The 16597-nt window shown below is 71.4% G+C and carries 16 protein-coding genes; 6 read left to right on the forward strand and 10 right to left on the reverse strand.

Annotated elements, in window-relative coordinates:
* Nucleotides 1–60: 60 nt before the first annotated feature.
* Nucleotides 61–1155 carry a glutamate--cysteine ligase gene (locus tag RIU97_RS05730; RefSeq protein WP_404953776.1) on the forward strand — a complete coding sequence of 365 codons (1095 nt, stop codon included), beginning with the start codon at nucleotides 61–63 and terminating at the stop codon, nucleotides 1153–1155.
* An 85-nt stretch (nucleotides 1156–1240) separates the two neighbouring features.
* On the forward strand, nucleotides 1241–1543 hold the full coding sequence (locus RIU97_RS05735; RefSeq protein WP_404953778.1) for an SHOCT domain-containing protein: 303 nt from the start codon (nucleotides 1241–1243) through the stop codon (nucleotides 1541–1543).
* A 57-nt stretch (nucleotides 1544–1600) separates the two neighbouring features.
* Here RIU97_RS05735 and RIU97_RS05740 read toward each other — a convergent pair whose 3' ends face one another.
* From RIU97_RS05740 to RIU97_RS05760, 5 genes are all read right to left on the reverse strand, one after another.
* Complete coding sequence (locus RIU97_RS05740; RefSeq protein WP_404953780.1) at nucleotides 1601–2065, reverse strand: DUF6325 family protein; 465 nt, start codon at nucleotides 2063–2065, stop codon at nucleotides 1601–1603.
* Nucleotides 2066–2217: 152 nt separating this feature from the next.
* A complete protein-coding gene (locus tag RIU97_RS05745; RefSeq protein ID WP_404953782.1) occupies nucleotides 2218–2910 on the reverse strand; it encodes a GAP family protein in 693 nt (230 codons plus the stop codon).
* A 28-nt stretch (nucleotides 2911–2938) separates the two neighbouring features.
* Complete coding sequence (locus RIU97_RS05750; RefSeq protein WP_404953784.1) at nucleotides 2939–4801, reverse strand: glycoside hydrolase family 15 protein; 1863 nt, start codon at nucleotides 4799–4801, stop codon at nucleotides 2939–2941.
* A gap of 54 nt (nucleotides 4802–4855) precedes the next feature.
* A complete protein-coding gene (locus RIU97_RS05755; protein ID WP_404953786.1) occupies nucleotides 4856–5275 on the reverse strand; it encodes an SHOCT domain-containing protein in 420 nt (139 codons plus the stop codon).
* 85 nt (nucleotides 5276–5360) lie between these two features.
* Nucleotides 5361–6194 (reverse strand): class II glutamine amidotransferase, encoded by an 834-nt coding sequence (locus tag RIU97_RS05760; protein ID WP_404953788.1) that lies wholly within the window; start codon nucleotides 6192–6194, stop codon nucleotides 5361–5363.
* Nucleotides 6195–6421: 227 nt separating this feature from the next.
* Between RIU97_RS05760 and RIU97_RS05765 the strand changes: the two genes are divergently transcribed.
* Both RIU97_RS05765 and RIU97_RS05770 read left to right on the forward strand, forming a co-directional pair.
* Nucleotides 6422–9169 carry a SpoIIE family protein phosphatase gene (locus tag RIU97_RS05765; RefSeq protein WP_404953790.1) on the forward strand — a complete coding sequence of 916 codons (2748 nt, stop codon included), beginning with the start codon at nucleotides 6422–6424 and terminating at the stop codon, nucleotides 9167–9169.
* A gap of 119 nt (nucleotides 9170–9288) precedes the next feature.
* Nucleotides 9289–10434 (forward strand): ABC transporter substrate-binding protein, encoded by a 1146-nt coding sequence (locus RIU97_RS05770; protein ID WP_404953792.1) that lies wholly within the window; start codon nucleotides 9289–9291, stop codon nucleotides 10432–10434.
* A 3-nt stretch (nucleotides 10435–10437) separates the two neighbouring features.
* Here the strand turns inward: RIU97_RS05770 and RIU97_RS05775 are convergent, their stop codons facing one another.
* From RIU97_RS05775 to RIU97_RS05795, 5 genes are all read right to left on the reverse strand, one after another.
* Nucleotides 10438–10947: a hypothetical protein gene (locus RIU97_RS05775; RefSeq protein ID WP_404953794.1), complete on the reverse strand. Its 510-nt coding sequence runs from the start codon at nucleotides 10945–10947 to the stop codon at nucleotides 10438–10440.
* Between the two features lie 135 nt (nucleotides 10948–11082).
* On the reverse strand, nucleotides 11083–13002 hold the full coding sequence (locus tag RIU97_RS05780; RefSeq protein ID WP_404953796.1) for a glycoside hydrolase family 5 protein: 1920 nt from the start codon (nucleotides 13000–13002) through the stop codon (nucleotides 11083–11085).
* Nucleotides 13003–13073: 71 nt separating this feature from the next.
* Nucleotides 13074–13343 (reverse strand): hypothetical protein, encoded by a 270-nt coding sequence (locus RIU97_RS05785; RefSeq protein WP_404953798.1) that lies wholly within the window; start codon nucleotides 13341–13343, stop codon nucleotides 13074–13076.
* A gap of 64 nt (nucleotides 13344–13407) precedes the next feature.
* A complete protein-coding gene (locus RIU97_RS05790) occupies nucleotides 13408–13968 on the reverse strand; it encodes a 2'-5' RNA ligase family protein (RefSeq protein ID WP_404953800.1) in 561 nt (186 codons plus the stop codon).
* Between the two features lie 94 nt (nucleotides 13969–14062).
* On the reverse strand, nucleotides 14063–14875 hold the full coding sequence (locus tag RIU97_RS05795; protein ID WP_404953802.1) for a crotonase/enoyl-CoA hydratase family protein: 813 nt from the start codon (nucleotides 14873–14875) through the stop codon (nucleotides 14063–14065).
* Between the two features lie 157 nt (nucleotides 14876–15032).
* Here RIU97_RS05795 and RIU97_RS05800 point away from each other — a divergent pair, with 157 nt between their 5' ends.
* Complete coding sequence (locus tag RIU97_RS05800; RefSeq protein ID WP_404953804.1) at nucleotides 15033–15779, forward strand: hypothetical protein; 747 nt, start codon at nucleotides 15033–15035, stop codon at nucleotides 15777–15779.
* 15 nt (nucleotides 15780–15794) lie between these two features.
* Nucleotides 15795–16592, forward strand: a complete 798-nt coding sequence (locus RIU97_RS05805; protein WP_404953806.1) for a VOC family protein — start codon at nucleotides 15795–15797, stop codon at nucleotides 16590–16592.
* Nucleotides 16593–16597: the final 5 nt, after the last annotated feature.

Here is a 16597-nt window from a genome sequence, read left to right on the forward strand (position 1 = left end):
TATTACGCCGAAATAACCCTTCATCTGGGTGGTCACGGCGAGTTCGGGGTACCACCCAGCATGATCACTTTTGGGGTCGAGGAGGAGTACCTGCTGGTCGACCCGGAAACGCTCCTTCCCGTTCCGCTGGTGCAGGAGGTGCGTGCCACGGCCAGCCTGACACCGATCGCGGACGCGCGAGAGGTCCAGGACGAACTGCTCCAGGCACAGATCGAAGTCGCCACGCCCGTGTGCACGGGCCTGGAGGAGGTGGGGGGTCATCTCCTGCGGCTGCGTCACGCGGTCGCCTCCGCCGCCCAGGCCCACGGCTGCCGCATCGCGATCTCCGCCACCGCGCCGGTCAGGGATGTGCTCCCGGTCCCCGTCACCAGCACGGCGAGATATCTGAGGATGCGCGGCGAGGCCCGGTTGCTGGTCGACGAGCAGCTGATCTGCGGCATGCACGTCCATGTGGGGATTCCCGACCCGGAGACCGGGGTGGCCGTCCTGAACCGGCTGCGCGTCTGGCTTCCGACGCTGCTGGCGATGTCCGCGAACGGGCCCCTCTGGGACGGGCGGGACACCGGCTTCGCCAGCTGGCGCACGATCATCTTCGGGCGCTGGCCGGTCAGCGGCCCGCCCCCGCACTTCGCCGGGTTCGCGGACTACGAGGCGCGGGCCGACGAGCTGGTGGATTCCGGTCTGATCCCCGACCGCGGGCAGCTGTACTGGCAGGCCCGGCTCTCCGAGCGCTACCCGACCATCGAGGTGCGCTGCTGTGACGTGCAGCTGGAGGCGGACGACGCGGTCATGCTCGCCGGTGTCGTCCGCGGGCTCGCCGCCACCGCGATCGCCGAGGAGAAGGCGGGGGTCGCTCCGACGCCGTGCCGGCCGGAGATCCTTCAAGCCGCGACGTGGCACGCGGCCCGGCACGGGATGGGCGGCACGCTGATGGAGCCGGGAGGCCGGCTGCGGAGCAGCGGGGACGTACTGTGCGCGCTCCTGAGGCACATCCGTCCCGCCCTCGAGGAGAGCGGTGACTTCCGCGAGGTGAGCTCGCTCATCCACCGGCTCCTCCGGCACGGCACCTCGGCCGACCGACAGCGCCGGGCCCTGGCGGAGACCGGCCTGCCGGCGGTCGCGGCCCTGATCACCGCCGGAGCCACCGCCGGGTGAGTCTCCGGTGGAGGTGCGATGCTGGAGGGAGTGGAGGGCCGGCGGCCGGACTTCCGGGCCGGCCCCGTCAGCAAGGGAGATTGACGTGGGTCTTCTTCGAGGAGTAGCGCGCACCGCGGTGGTCGCCGGTACGGCGACGGCGGTGTCCAACCGCGTTTCGCGGCGCCAGGCGGGCCGGTGGGCCGCGCAGGACGATCAGGCCGCTGCGCAGCAGTACGCTCAGCCCCCGCAGCAGTACGCCGCCCCCGCCCCTGCTGCCGCTCCGCCGGTGGCGGACGACATGAGCAGCAAGATCGATCAGCTCAAGGAACTCGGAGCGTTGAAGGAGCAGGGAATCCTGACGGAGGCGGAGTTCGCGGAGCAGAAGAGCAGGATCCTCAGCACCTGACCGCCCGGTGTCGGCTGACCGTCCGGTGCCGGCGCTGACCGTCCGGTGCCGGCACGGTCACTGCGGCAGTTGGCCGCCTTCGGCGGCTTCCTCCGCGTCGAGGGAGGCGAGAAGGGCCTGCACCGGGATGCGGCCGCTCGCCACCATCTGCGCGCCGCTGCGGCGCAGGGCCCGGGCGAAGGGGGCGGCCCACCGGTTCTCGTAGACCAGGATCGCGGCCGCGTTGCCCGGCTGGAGGGCGTTGCCCGCTTCTTCGAGGTCCTCCTGGTCGAGCAGTTCGGACGACGCGCCTTCGAAGACGGACAGGCCGAAAGAGTTCGCCGCATCGTCGAGGCCCGTGAGTTCCAGGGCCGTGACGGTTCCGTCGGCGTCCTTCTGCACGAAGCGGAGGTCGAGGAGGTGGATGATGCCCTTGTCCACCAGGTCGATCAGCAGGGGGAACGCCTCGCCCGTCATGCGGTTGCCGGGGAACTCGACGACCAGGTAGTCGACGGGGCCCATGTCTTCGATGTCGTCGCTCATGCGCACTCCTCGCGTGTGCCTCGACGGCCCGGCGGTGGGCCGGGGAAATGCGTCGGTGGCGCCGGACACGGCTCTGCACTCATTGCAGCATCCGCCGCACTGCCCCGCACCTTCACACCATGGCGACGGCCACGACGCACGGTGCCGGGGAATCAGCCGGTGAGCTGGTAGAGGCTCCTGCCGACGAGCCACAGCCCCAGGAGGAGGCACAGGACGACGATCGCCTGGTCCTTGTGCCGTTCCAGCCATGCGCGCAGGCCCAGCAGGGCGCGTTGGGCCTTCTCCGGCGAGAACACCATGTACAGCTCCATGGCCAGCAGGGTGGAGGTGCCCAGGAGGCAGAAGGCCATGAGGGCCAGGAAGGACGCTCCGTGCGAGAGGTCGGCCTGGACGACGGTGGCGGCCGCGGCGGCGACCATCCCCCAGGGCTGAAGGAGCACGGCGAGGGCCGCCGCGGACCATCCGGTGGCATCGTCCATCCGGGACGACATGGACGACCCGGAGTCCGCGGAGGCCGCGGTCCCCTCCTGTGCGGACGGATCCGCGGTCGCGGTGGTACGGCGGCTGCGGCGCCGCCGGTGCTCGCTGTACACGACGAGGCCGATACCGATCACCAGTGTGGCCACGAGCGCCGCGATCGAGGGGGGAGAGCGGGGCGGGGGCGGCTGCCCGCCGGTGAAGAGGAGGACGATCGCGATCACGGCCACGAGGCACGCCAGCCAGGCGATGATGAACGCCAGGCCCTTGCGCACCCCTTGGGGTGCGGACACCACCAGGACGAAGGCCATGATCGGTAGCGGGAACAGCGTGACCGCCAGGCCGATGAGGAGCAGGTCGAGCACCATCGCGGCTCACCCCCTCGGAGAGCAGGCCTCAGGCCGCGCCCGCGGTCCGGTCGAGTTCGGTGTCGAGGGCGAGGGCCGCGGTGATGAGGGCGAGGTGGGTGAAGGCCTGGGGGAAGTTGCCCAGCTGCTCTCCGGTGAGGCCGACCTCTTCGGCGAAGAGCCCGACGTGGTTGGCGTAGGTGAGCATCTTGTCGAAGGAGTAGCGGGCCTGATGGAGACGGCCGGCCCTGGCGAGGGCGTAGACGTGCAGGAAGGAACACAGGGAGAAGGTGCCTTCGGATCCCTGCAGGCCGTCGGGGGAGGCCGCCGGGTCGTAGCGGTAGACGAGGCTGTCGGAGACGAGTTCGCTGTCCATGGCGTCGAGGGTGGACAGCCAGCGCGGATCCTTGGGGGCGATGAAGCCGACGAGGGGCATGAGCAGCAGGGAGGCGTCCAGGACGGTGTTGTCGTACTCCTGGACGAATGCCTGACGCTTTTCGCTCCAGCCGAGGGTCATGACCTGCTCGAGGATCGCGTCCCGTGCCGCCGTCCATCGGGTCAGGTCGGCAGGGCGGGCCATGGCCATCGCCTGGCGGATGCCGCGGTCGAGGGCGACCCAGCACATGAGGCGGCTGTAGGTGAAGTCCTTCTGACCGCCCCGGGTTTCCCAGATGCCCTCGTCCGGGCGGTCCCAGTTCTCGCAGATCCAGTCCAGCAGGGCGGCGCAGCGCTGCCAGTCGTCGTAGCCGATGGCGTTGCTGACCTGGCCCGCCTGGGCGAAGGCGTAGATGGCCTCGCCGTAGATGTCCATCTGCAGTTGGTCCGCGGCGCCGTTGCCCGAACGTACCGGTACGGAGCCCCGCCAGCCCTCCAGGTGGTCGAGGACCTCCTCGGTCAGGTACGGGTCGCCGTCGACGCGGTACATGATCTGCAGGGGTTCGCCGTTGGGAGCGCCGCCGTCCCTCAGCCGCCGCAGCAGCCAGCTGCGGAAGGCGTTGGCCTCGTCGGTGAATCCGAGGTCGCGCATGGCGCGGACCGAGAGGGAGGCGTCGCGGACCCAGGTGTAGCGGTAGTCCCAGTTGCGCTCCCCGCCCTCCTGCTCGGGCAGGCCCATGGTGGCGGCGGCGATCGGCGCGCCGGTCGGTGCGTACGTCATCAGCTTGATGGTGATCGCGGAGCGGTTGACCATCTGCTGCCAGCGGCCGCGGTAGGTGCAGTGTCCGATCCAGTCGTGCCAGAAGTCGCGCACGGCGTTGAACTCCTCCACCATGTCGCGCACGTTCACCTCCGGCGGGGCCGCGCCGCCGGCGTCGCAGACGGTCAGCAGGACGGCCGCGCGTTCGCCCTCGGCCAGGGCCACGCTCGCCCACACGTCCGTCTCGTCGGCCTCCAGCGCGACCGGGCCCAGTGCTTGCAGGTGTGCCGTGATGCCGGGTCCGTCGAAGCGGGCGGTGGCGCCGTCGAACGTCAGGTCGTGAGGTGCCCTGCCGTAGTCGAAGCGCGGACGGCACTCCAGGCTGAAGCGCGCGGTCCCGCGCACACCACGCATGACCCGCACCACGTGGTGCCGGTCGGTGACGGTGTGCGGATCGCGCACGGGCATGAAGTCGATGACCTCGCCGACGCCCTCGGGGGTGAGGAAACGGGTCATGAGGACGGCGGTGTCGGCCATGTAGAGCTGCTGGGTGACGACCTCGGCGCTGCCCGGCGGTTCGTCGTCGGAGACGGGGGACACGTCGGCGGTGATGGCGAAGTAGCCGCCTCGGCTGTCGTCGAGCAGGCCGGCGAAGATGCTGGGCGAGTCGAAGCGGGGTGAGCAGAACCAGTTGAGCACACCCTCGGACGAGACGAGGGCACACGTCTGCAGGTCCCCGATCAGACCGTGCTCGGCGATCGGCGGGTAGGGGCGCATCGGCCCTCCACAAGGGGGTAGGGGCTGCCCGGACAGGCGGAGCGGGGTCCGTCCTCAGGAACTGAGGACCTTGGCCTTGGCCTGTTCGTACTCGGCTGCCGTGATGTCGCCGCGGTTCTTGAGGTCGGCGAGCTTCGACAGTGCCTCGGCCTGGTCGGTGGGCCCGGCACTCTCGCGCACGTAGGAGCGGAAGGCCTGTTCGTGCTGCTGGGCCCGCTTGAGCTCGCGCTCGCCCATCCCGCGTCCTCGGGCGATCAGGTAGACGAAGACGCCCAGGAACGGCAGCAGGATGACGAAGATGGTCCATCCCGCCTTGCCCCAGCCGCTCAGATCGTCGTCACGGAAGATGTCGGCGATGACGCGGAAGAGCAGCATGAACCAGAGCACCCAGAGGAAGATCAGCATCATGGTCCAGAAGAAGTTCAGCAGGGGATAGTCGTAGTCCTCTGCCAGATCGAGCAGCGGGTTCTGCATGGCCCGGTCTCCTGTCGGTCGTGGCGGGCCCGGGGATACACCCCGTGCGAGCGGATGAGCGGTCGCGTCTTGCGGGCACGTCGCGTCATGCGGGTACCGGGACGAAGGGGAACAGCTCGTCCGCGCCCGGCTGGACGACGCCGTAGCTGCTCTCCGGTACCTCGTTCCAGGCTCCGGGCAGATCACCGAGGGGTTCGGACACGATGAGGCGGGTCTCGTCGGAGACCTCCTGGAGGAACGCCATGTCCGGGTGCAACTTGCGCAGCGAGTCCACCTTGCTGCTGTAGAACAGCGAGCGGGAGGCGTGCCCGCTGGAGTAGCGGAAGGCCCAGACGCGTTCCCCGTCGGTCATGGCGAGCGTCATCTGGAGCGGGAACTCCACCCCGTGCTCGTGCCCGACGCGCTCCACCACTCCCGCCATCCTGGCGATGGCGGTCGGCGGGTCCTCTTCCAGGCCGAAGGTGAGGGCCAGGTAGAACATCACCTCGGAGTCCGTCGTTCCCCCGATGTCGGCGTACAGGGCGGGATCGACGAGCAGGGTGAGGTCCCGGCGCATCAGGTGGAAACCGCTGATCGCGCCGTTGTGCATGAACATCCAGCGGCCGTGCCGGAAGGGGTGACAGTTCGACTGCTGCACCGCCGTCCCGGTCGACGCCCGGATGTGCGCGAAGAACAGCGGGGAGCGGACGTGGTCCGCCATCTCCCGCAGGTTGCGGTTGTTCCAGGCGGGACCGACGTCTCTGAGGAGCGCCGGAGAGTCGATGTCTCCCGTGTACCAGCCGACACCGAACCCGTCGCCGTTCGTCGTCTCCACGCCGAGCTTCGAGTGGAGGCTCTGGTCGATCAGGGAGTGAGCCGGTTTGTACAGGATGGTGTCGAGCAGCATGGGCGTTCCCGAATAAGCGAGCCATCGGCACATGCGTGATCACCTGCGTTTCCACAAGATTGCGGGCACCAGACCGTCCCGCGCTCGCCCCCGGAATTCGGCTGTGGCAACGAGCTCGCTCGTCACCTCTGGATCTCGTCCGGCCATCTCATTCTCGGGTGCCTCCCCGAGGACCGCCACGCGGAAGGCGACAGGGGCGGCGCAGCGGACCGACGGCCGCTCCCCGCTGCCGACGGACCCTAGAGGTTAGAAGATGGAGTATGACCGACCTCCATCTGGAGCGCGTCCAGCCCCGCAAGGGAAGGGCGCGGCGGCCCCAGCGTCTGTCCTCCCTGCTGAGCGTGCGCAGTGTGGCCGGCGAGGTGTTCCTCCTGCAGCTGGCCGTCGTGGTGCTCCTCGTCGCCGCGGCGGTGGCGGCGCTCGTCGTGCAGGCCCGGAGCGCCGCCATGCTGGACGCCCGGCACCGTACGCTCGCCGCCGCCGGAACGTACGCGGAATCCCCGGGGATCGTCGAGGCCCTGCGCAGTCCCGATCCGAGCGCGGTGCTGCAGCCGAGCGCCGAGGCGGCCCGGAAGGTCGCCGGAGTCGACGGCATCAACGTGTACAGCCTCGACGGGGTCACCCTCACCCACAGCGACCCGCGGCAGATCGGGAAGCACGTCGTCGGCCCCTTCTCCAAGGCGGCGGCCGGCAAGTCCTTCACCGAGACGTTCGAGGGGTCCCTGGGCCAGTCCGTGGTCTCGGTCGTCCCCGTCAAGGACCCCGACGACCGCGTCATCGCCGTCGTCGCCTCCCCGGTCACGGTCCAGAACGTCCAGACCATGGTGAACCGGCAGCTGCCGGTCGTCCTCGGCAGTGCGGCCGCGGTGCTCGCCCTGTCCGCGGGCGGTACCGCGCTCGTGAGCCGCAGACTGCTGCGCCGCACCCATGGTCTGGGACCGGCCGAGATGACGCGGATGTACGAGCACCACGACGCGGTGCTGCACGCGGTGCGCGAGGGCGTACTGATCGTCGGCGACGGCGGACGGCTGCTGCTCGCCAATGACGAGGCGCGGCGGCTGCTGGATCTGCCGGGGGACGCGGAAGGGCTTCCCGTCGCCGACCTGGGACTGGAGGAGGCGATCGCCGAGCTGATCGCATCGGGCCGTTCCGCGACCGACGAGCTGCACATGGCGGGCGACCGGCTGGTGGCGGTGAACATCCGGCCCACCGCCCCCTACGGTCAGGCCGGGACCGTCGTCACCCTGCGGGACACCACCGAGCTGCGGGCGCTCTCCGGCAGGGCCGAGGTGGCCCGGGAGCGGCTGAAGCTGCTCTACGACGCGGGGGTGCAGGTCGGAACGACGCTGAACGTGGAACGCACCGCGCAGGAGCTGGCGGAGGTGGCGGTCCCGCGCTTCGCCGACGTGGTCACGGTCGACCTGCTGGACCCGGTGCTGCGCGGCGAGGAGCCTCCCGAGGCGAAAACCGAAATGCGCCGCACCGCCGTCGTCGGCCTGCAGGGCGACCACCCGCTCACCCCCGTCGGCGAGCTGATCCGGTTCGCCCCCACCGGTCCCATGGCCGTCGGGCTGGCCGGCGGCCACGCGGTCCTGGAGGCCGACCTGCGCGCCACCCACCGCTGGCGGGCCCAGCACCAGGCCAACGCCCTGCAGATCCTGGACCGCGGCATCCACTCCCTGATCGTCGTGCCCCTGCGGGCCCGGGGCGTGGTGCTGGGCATGGCCGGCTACTGGCGGGGGCAGGACTCCCCCACCTTCGACGAGGAGGACGTGTCCTTCGCCGAGGAGCTGACCGCCCGTGCGGCCGTGTCCGTCGACAATGCCCGCCGCTTCACCCGCGAGCACACCATGGCCGTCACCCTGCAGCGCAGCCTGCTGCCCCGGGGCGTACCGGAGCAGTCCGCCGTCGAGGTCGCACACCGCTATCTGGCCGCGCAGGCCGGGGTGGGCGGTGACTGGTTCGACGTCATCCCGCTGCCCGGCACCCGGGTGGCCCTGGTGGTGGGCGACGTCGTCGGCCACGGTCTCCACGCCGCCGCCACCATGGGGCGCCTGCGCACCGCCGTATACAACTTCTCCACCCTCGACCTGCCGCCCGACGAACTCCTGAGCCACCTGGACGAGCTGGTCGCCCACATCGACACCGACCAGCAGGAGTGGCAGGGCATCACCGGAGCCACCTGCCTGTGCGCCATCTACGATCCCGTCTCCGGGCAGGTGACCGCCGCCACCGCCGGGCATCCGGGCCCCGCTCTGGTCGGCCCCGACGGGACCGTGTCCTTCCCCGAGGTGCCGGTCTCCCCGCCGCTGGGCCTGGGCGCGGGTCTGCCCATCGAGACCATGTCGCTCACCCTGCCCGAGGGCTCCCGGCTGGCGCTCTTCACCGACGGACTGATCGAGAGCCGCGACCGCGATCCGGACGCCGGCCTGGCCGCGCTGCGCGCCGCCCTGTCCGGGCCCGCCCGCACCCCGGAGGAAACCTGCACCGCGGTGATCGACGCGATGCTGTCCACCAGACCCAGCGACGACGTCGCGCTGCTGGTGGCCCGCACCCGGCTGCTGGACCCGGCGCGGATCGCCGAGTGGGAGGTGTCCCCCGAACCTGCGGCGGTGTCCCCGGTGCGCAACGCGTGCGCCCGCCGACTGGCGGACTGGGGCCTGGAGGACATCGCGTTCACCACGGAACTCATCCTCAGCGAGCTGATGACCAACGCCGTCCGCTACGGCACCGAGCCCATCCGGGTGAGGCTGCTGTACGACCGCTGCCTGGTATGCGAGGTCTCCGACGGGTCCAGCACCTCGCCGCACCTGCGCCGGGCCGCGGACACCGACGAGGGCGGCCGCGGCCTGTTCCTCGTCGCGCAGTTCGCCGAGCGCTGGGGCACCCGCTACACCGCCCGGGGCAAGATCATCTGGAGCGAGCAGACGCTCCACGACGGCGCCGCACCGGCCGCGATGGATCTCGGGGAGGCGCTCCTGGCCGGGTGGGACGACGAGGGGTTCTGAGATCGCGCCGGTGGGGGCCGCAAGGAAGACGGCGGACACCACCGTCCGGGACTGCGCCGCGGTGGCCCCCGAACGTACGCTGGCCTCGATCGGTACCGACCGCCCGTTATGGAGCCTTTGTGCCCGCACCCCGTCTCCGGACAGCCTTCGTCGCCGCCTTCCTGGCCCTCGCGGCCGCGCCCCTCGGCGCCTGCGGGGACAAGCCCGTCGCCGCGCCCAGGGCACCCGCGGTGGCCACTTCCGCCGCGGACGCCGGCGGCATGGCGGCACTGACCGCGGCGGCGAAGAAGGAGGGCGCGCTCAACACGATCGCGCTCCCCCGCGACTGGGCCAATTACGGCGCCCTGATCGACGGCTTCGAGAGGAAGTACGGGATCAAGGTCACGGTGGAGAATCCGGAAGGCACCAGCCAGGACGAGATCAACGCCCTGAAGGAGCACAGGACCGGAGGGCGCGCCCCCGACGTGATCGACGTGGGGGGCTCGTTCGCACAGTCCGCGGCCCGGCAGGGCCTGCTGGCTCCGTACCAGGTCGCCGCCTTCGACCAGATCCCCGAGGAGCAGAAGGACCCCGACGCCCGCTGGTACAACAACTACGGCGGCTACATCTCGATCGGCTGCGACGCCAAGCGCGTGAAGACCTGCCCCTCGACCTTCGCCGATCTGCGCAGGCCCGAGTACAAGGGCCAGGTCTCCCTCAACGGCGACCCCACCAAGTCCGGCTCCGCCTTCGCCGGCGTGTACGCGGCGGCGCTGGCGAACGGGGGTTCCTTCGGCAACATCCAGCCCGGCATCGACTTCTTCGCCGAGCTCAGCAAGAACGGCAACTTCAACCCGGTCGAATCCTCACCCGACACGATCGCGAAGGGCCAGACCCCGATCAGCATCGACTGGGACTTCCTCAATCTCGGATACGCCGACGAGTTCCGGGAGAAGGGCGCGGACGTCGACTGGCGGACCGCCATCCCCTTCGACGGCAGCTTCGCCGAGTACTACGCGAACGGGGTGAACAAGGACGCCCCGCACCCCGCGGCGGCACGCCTGTGGCAGGAGTACGTCTTCAGCCCGGAAGGCCAGAACCTCCGGCTCGGCGCCTTCGCGCGCCCCGTCCTCATGGACGCCATGGCGGAGGACGGCACCCTCGACAGGACCGCCGCGGAGAAGCTGCCGACGGTCGAGGGCACGCCGACGTTTCCGACGGAGGGGCAGACGGAGAAGGCGAGGGAGACCGTCAACCGCGGCTGGGCCGAGGCCGTCTCGGGCTGAGTGTCAGTGGCCGGCGGCGACCTTGACCAGTGCGACCGCCGTCCCGATCGCCGCGTCGATCACGCCGGCGAGCAGCGCGAAGGCCGTCCCGCCGCCCATCCGGATCCCTCCGTAGCACCCCCACGCGAACAGGGTGGCGACGTTGACCCCGGCCGCCGTGAGCAGCGCCGTCTCCAGGCCCATCGCTCCCAGTGCCGAGACGCCGAGCAGCACGAGCGGGCCCACCGCGGACAGCAGCAGCGGGCTGCTGACGAAGAGCATCGCGCGCAGTTCCCGTCCCCGGGCGAGGGCGCCGTGCGTCACGCGATGGGCCTGCTGATCGGCGACCAGCGCGGCCAGCCACAGGCCGACCGAGGCGGTCGCGATCGTCGCCGCGGCTCCGGGAGCGGTCACATGGCTGCTGCCGGCGAGCCCGATGACCACGGAGATCATGGTGATCGTCGCGTAGAGCCGCTCCTTGAGCTGGGCCGCGGCCGTCTCCGTGTCCGGTGCACCCGCCGCGTGGTCCGTCACGGAACCCACCGTAGGGCGCGGCCGGACCGGGCACCCGGAGCAACACCGGACGCGGCTCCGCATACCCGGCGGATGCGCACGTCCGGCGCAGGAGCCCGCGGCTCCCCGGCCCGCGGCGCCGTCAGGCGCCGGGCGTCACAGCTTGCGGCACAGCAGGGCGTCCGGCGTCCTGCCCTTGGCCCATGCACCGGTGAAGGCGATGCCCGCTGCGTACTCGTCCGTGCCGCACTGCCCCTTGTAGTTGCCGTGGGCGAACTCTCCGCCCGGGCCTCCGCCCGGACGGCTGTCACCCCGGTCGAACCAGACGGTACGGCCGTTGGTCCCGAGGGTCCGGGCCGCCCGGGCGCACAGGACCGCGGAGACCGCCTGGCCGCGCACGCTGTAGCCGGTCACGAACTGGTTCGGCCCGCACTGGTACTTGGTGTAGCCGCCCGCCCAGTCGCCCTGCTGTACGTGGCGTTCGTCGCTCACCGCCGTCGGCGCCGGGCCGGTGGCCGCCAGGCCGGGGGCCCCGGCATCGGTGCACAGCCCGCGCCCGTCACGGTGGGCGAGGCCGACGAGGCGCTGCCCGTCGGGGCAGGTCCCCTTGCGGGCTCCCGCGTCCCAGTCCCCGAGCGCCCGTACGCGTACCGACTGGACCGCGTCGGCGTGGTCCAGGTTGAGCATGTCCCAGGTGTCGGAGACGGCGACCTGGCCGCTCTTCTGCGGCGAGGTGACCAGCCGGTTCCAGTCAGTGGCGCGCCAGTCGCCACCGTCCAGGAGGCCGGAACGGCGGCCCGTCGCATCGAAGTTGAGGATGGACCAGGTGCCGTGTCCGGTCCAGCCGACCAGGGGCCAGTAGGCGAAGTCGGTGTCGTTGGCGATCAGGTGGTCCACCAGATGGCCGAACCAGGCACGTGCCTGCGGGTCGGTCTCGTCGCTGCCGATGCCGAACTCGCTGATCCACAGGGGAGCGGTGAAGTGGCTGCCCGATTCGGAGGTGACGTAGAACGCCTGGCGCTGCAGGGTCGCGAAGAGTTCCTCGCGGGAGAGTTCCTGGTAGCGCGGGTCGTGGGTCTCGCCCATGCCGGTCGCACCGGTGTGGTTCGGTCCGGTGTAGCCGTAGAAGTGCGCCGCGTACACCAGCTTGTTCGAGGCGACGAGGGTGTGCGAGAGGGTGCGTACCGGTTCGAGCGTGGGACGCCCGTGGGGCAGCCCGTCGGCCGGGATGCCCTGCCAGTTGATGCCTTCGACGATCACCAGGAGGTCGGGGTTGGCCTCGGTGAGGAGCCGGTCCCCGAGGCGCTGGGAAGCGGCCCACCAGTCGTGGTCGTTGCCCCAGTTCCAGTTGGCGTCGTCGGTGACGGTGCGGCGGACCTCGTTGTAGAGGTCGGCGCCGACGACGCGCTTGTTGTCCTTGTAGCGCCGGACGAGGGCGATCCAGTCGCCCTCCCACTGCGCGGTGGACTGGCTGGTGTTCCAGCGCTCGTTGCCGTCCAGACCGCAGCAGAAGCGTGAGGTGATGGTGTGGTTGTTGAGGATCACCGCGAAGCCCTCGGCCGTGGTGGCCGCGATGACGGCGTCGAAGACCTGGAGCGGGGTCTTGCCGCGCAGACTCGGGTTGGCGGCGACCGAGGCGTCGGGGACCGGGCGCTGGTCGTGCAGCATCTCGTTCGAGAACGGCAGCCGGATGCTGTTGATGCCGAGTTCGTGGAATCCGGCGAGGATCCGCGGGATCGGCGCGCGGTCCAGGCCGAGCGGCATCTGGTCGGCCTTCTCGCCGTCGTGATGGCTGGCCGGGTCGTTGATGTCACCGGATCCGCTCCACGATCCCTGGGCCCCGTGCCAGTTCGCGGACTTGAGCTTGAAGCGGTTGCCGCCCGCGTCGACGACGTAGCGGCCGCGGGTGCTGAGGGGCGCGGTCCAGGAGTCGGCCAACGCGGCCGAAGTCGTGGGAGCCGCACTCGTCGCTGTCGTCGGGGACGCTGTCGTCGGGGACGCGGTGGTCGGGGAGGCGCCGAGCGCGCCGAGCGCGAGCGCCGCGGCGAGTAACGCTGGTATGAGGGCTCTTCTCACAGTGTCCTCCGAGGGGGCCTGGGGGATGGCACGTGCGGGTGGAGCGGTGGAGCGGTGACGCGGTGGTTCGCTCAGCTGCCGCCGCTGCCGAGGACCGCGACCCCCCGCGGTGCGAGGGTCACGCGGCGGACGAGGGCCTGAGCAGGATGAGGACGTCGTGACGTGACCGGCGCCGTGCCGGATCGTAGCCTGGACGCCGGCGGGCAGGGCGGGCGTTCGTCGTCCCAGTCGGGTCCGGCGAAGAAGAATTCGGGACGGGCGCCGGTGAGCTTCACCTCCTCACGCCACAGCGGCGCCGCCGGCGGCGGCACGGCGTGGTCCTCGCCGCCGTCGACGACCACGTCCGGGAGCGGGCCCGCGCCGTCCTCGCGGAGGCGGTGAGTGACTCCTCATCGCGGGCGAGGGTCACGGCGGGCAGCACTGGCCGCCGTGCCAGTGGAGTTCGCCCGTGCCCAGGCTGATCGTGGCCCGCGGCCGCATCGGCTCCTCGCCCCCGCGGGCGAGCAGAACGATCTCGCCGACCTCCGCCGGCATGGTGCCCAGGCGGGCTGCGCACTTCGCGGCCAGGTGCCGCGGATCGTGGGTGCGGCCCAGCGACAGGTGGGGGGTGAAGGACGGGAACCTGCCGCGGCACAGGGGGAAGGGTTCCGCCAGCGCCCGCTGGAGCTCGGTCCAGGGGGCGGGGCCGGCCGCGGCGGGATCCAGCCACACGGTGGCGTAGGCGCGGTGCCGGAAGGTGTGCACTCCGCCGAGACGGACGGCGAAGGGCCGGATCCCGGTGGCGGCGGCGGCCAGCAGCGGGGCCGCCGCGGCGAAGTCGGTCTCCGGGACGAAGCCGAAGATCAGGTTGACGTGCGGGGGCCAGCGGCGGATCTGGGGGTCGTGCTCGGCCCGGATGCTCTGGATGGGGGGCCACAGTACGGCCGGGGGAAGCCACACGACCGCGGTCCGGGGTGTGGGGGCCACCTCGAGGAATCCTGGGACACCGGCTCCGCCACCGGTGGTCGGGAACCCGTTCACATGGCCATGATGCCCCCGGACGCGGTCGGGGCCGTGCCTCTCAGCCGGTGAAGGAGCCGTGGCGGCCGGCGCCGCCCGCGAACCGGTCGGCGCCGGCCTGGGTCTCCCCCGCGGTGAGCGGCACGAGGCCGTGCCGGTATTCGGCCGCCAGCGCTTCCCGCTCGTCCAGACCGTGCTGTTCCCGTACGGAGAGCCGGTCGTGCCGCAGGCACAACTGCGGGAACCCGGCGATCTCGTGGGCGAGCCGCTCCGCCGCCCGGCGGGCTTCCCCGGGCGGCACGAGGCGGTTGACGAGGCCGATCCCGTACGCCTCGGCGGCGGTCACGGGGCGGCCGGTGAGGATCAGGTCCATCGCGCGGCTCTCCCCGATCAGGCGCGGGAGCCGCACCGTACCGCCGTCGATCAGCGGCACGCCCCAGCGGCGGCAGAACACGCCGAAGGTCGCGTCCTCCTCGGCCACCCTCAGGTCGCACCACAGGGCCAGTTCGAGACCGCCCGCCACCGCGTGACCGCTGACCGCGGCGATCACCGGTTTGGTCAGGCTCAGCCGCGTGGGGCCCATCGGCCCGTCGCCCCCGGCCAGCACCTGGTTGCCGCGGTCGGTGCCGACGGCCTTGAGGTCCGCGCCCGCGCAGAACGTACCGCCCTCGCCCCACAGCACGGCGACGGACGCCTCCTCGTCCTCCTCGAACGCACGGAAGGCATCGGCGAGCAGGGCCGCCGTCGGGCCGTCGACCGCGTTGCGGACCCCGGGGCGGCTGAGGATCACCGTACGCACCGGGCCATCGCTTTCGGTCCGGACCGCGGACGGGCCGGCGGGCGTCGTCCCCGGTGTTTCGGCGGTCGTGGCCACAGCGGAACTCCCTGGGTCGAGTGGTGTGCGCACGCCCACTCTGCAGCAATCGCGCGGGCGGCACGAGGGGCCGGCGACTGCCCGGACCGCCCCGCACCGCGCCCGGACTGCGCCCGCCGCCGCCCGGACCTACGCTGCCAGAGGGAGGTGATGCCCGATGTCTGCACCCCGGGCAGCCGCGGCCCGACGTGCGGCCGTGGGAACCGTCTGTCTCTTCATGTTCGCGGGCCCGGGCACGGGCGCCGCCAGGGCCGATGACAACGGCGTCGCCGACAAGAGCGCCCCGGCCATCGCGGCGGCCGCCCGCAAGGCCATGTCCGAGCTCACGTCCATGCGCATGGCGGCCAAGGTGACCGACGGGTCGGGCACCACCGCTCTGGACCTCCGGTTCGACGGGCGGGGCAACTGCGTCGGCACGGTCACCGCTCCCGGCGGTTCCGGCACGGCCGACGTCGTCAAACGCGGCGACGACGTGTGGATGAAGCTCGACGACGAACTTCTGCGGGCCCAAGTGCCGGGTGGCACGGCCGATGACGCGATCGCGCTCATCAACGGCCGTTATCTGCACGGCACCACGAGCAGCCCGCTCCTGAGCGATTTCGCCGAATTCTGCGATCTCGACTTCTACAAGAAGGAGTTCACCAGGAAGCCGGTGAACGAACAGCTCGAAAAGGGCTCGCGCACCACCGTGGACGGCCGGCCGGCCATCACCGTCAACAGCCGGCAGGACGACCGGACGGGCACCTACCAGGTCTCCACCGAGGACGAGCCGTACCTCCTGCGGATTCAGGGCACCGACGAGTCCGGCGAGCGGGTGGAGGCCTCGTTCTCCGCCTTCGACGAGCCCGTCCGGCCCAAGCCCCCCGCCCCCGCCGACTCCGTCGACCTGTCCGAGCTCCAGTAGCGAAAGGGATCGATCATGATCACCACCGACTTCGTCCCCGGCTCCCCCTGCTGGATCGACCTCGGCGCCCCCGACGTCCCTGCCGCCGCGGCCTTCTACGGCGCCGCGCTCGGGTGGGACTACGAGTCCATGGGCGAGAGCGAGGAGATGGAAGGCGGGATGTTCCGGAAGGACGGCAAGATCGTCGCGGGGCTCGGCAAGCTCACCGAGGAGGGGGCGCGCTCGGCCTGGATGATCTACTTCAGCGTCGCCGACGCGGACGCCACGACCCAGGCCGTCGAGCGCGCCGGCGGGACGGTGCGGGTGCCGCCGAGGGACCTCGACGAGTGGGGGCGGATGGCTCAGTACGACGACCCGCTGGGGGGCCAGTTCGCCGTGTGGCAGCCGGGCAAGGATTCCGGGGTCCAGCTGGTGGACGAGCCGGGCTCGCTGTCCTGGACGGAGCTCTACACGCGTGACGCCTCGGCCGCCAAGGACTTCTACGGTGGCCTCTTCGGCTGGACGTTCAGCGACATGCCGCTGCCGGGCGGCGGGGGCGCGTACTCCCTCATCACCCCCGCCGGACTTCCCGAGGAGCGCATGCACGGCGGCCTCATGGAGCTGCCCGCAGAGCACCTCGCCCTGACGAACGGGCGGCCGTACTGGCACCCGGTCTTCGCCGTCACCGACTGCGACGACGCGGTCGCCAAGGTCACCGGGAACGGTGGCAGCCTGCAGATGGGGCCGGAGGATTCCGAGGGCGTCGGCCGGCTCGCCGTCTGTCTCGACCCGTCGAACGCGGACTTCGTGGTGCTGGCCCCGGCCCGGAGCTGACCCCG

It is taken from the genome of Streptomyces sp. 147326 (assembly GCF_045000215.1).
GTDB lineage: Bacteria > Actinomycetota > Actinomycetes > Streptomycetales > Streptomycetaceae > Streptomyces.

What these genes read in the sequence shown, in the direction of transcription:
- RIU97_RS05730 (WP_404953776.1), top strand. Translation starts at nt 61, where the DNA reads ATGATCACTTTTGGGGTCGAGGAGGAGTACCTGCTGGTCGACCCGGAA.
- RIU97_RS05750 (WP_404953784.1), bottom strand. Translation starts at nt 4,801, where the DNA reads ATGCGCCCCTACCCGCCGATCGCCGAGCACGGTCTGATCGGGGACCTG.
- RIU97_RS05805 (WP_404953806.1), top strand. Translation starts at nt 15,795, where the DNA reads ATGATCACCACCGACTTCGTCCCCGGCTCCCCCTGCTGGATCGACCTC.
- RIU97_RS05755 (WP_404953786.1), bottom strand. Translation starts at nt 5,275, where the DNA reads ATGCAGAACCCGCTGCTCGATCTGGCAGAGGACTACGACTATCCCCTG.
- RIU97_RS05800 (WP_404953804.1), top strand. Translation starts at nt 15,033, where the DNA reads ATGTCTGCACCCCGGGCAGCCGCGGCCCGACGTGCGGCCGTGGGAACC.
- RIU97_RS05765 (WP_404953790.1), top strand. Translation starts at nt 6,422, where the DNA reads ATGACCGACCTCCATCTGGAGCGCGTCCAGCCCCGCAAGGGAAGGGCG.
- RIU97_RS05740 (WP_404953780.1), bottom strand. Translation starts at nt 2,065, where the DNA reads ATGAGCGACGACATCGAAGACATGGGCCCCGTCGACTACCTGGTCGTC.
- RIU97_RS05745 (WP_404953782.1), bottom strand. Translation starts at nt 2,910, where the DNA reads ATGGTGCTCGACCTGCTCCTCATCGGCCTGGCGGTCACGCTGTTCCCG.
- RIU97_RS05760 (WP_404953788.1), bottom strand. Translation starts at nt 6,194, where the DNA reads ATGTGCCGATGGCTCGCTTATTCGGGAACGCCCATGCTGCTCGACACC.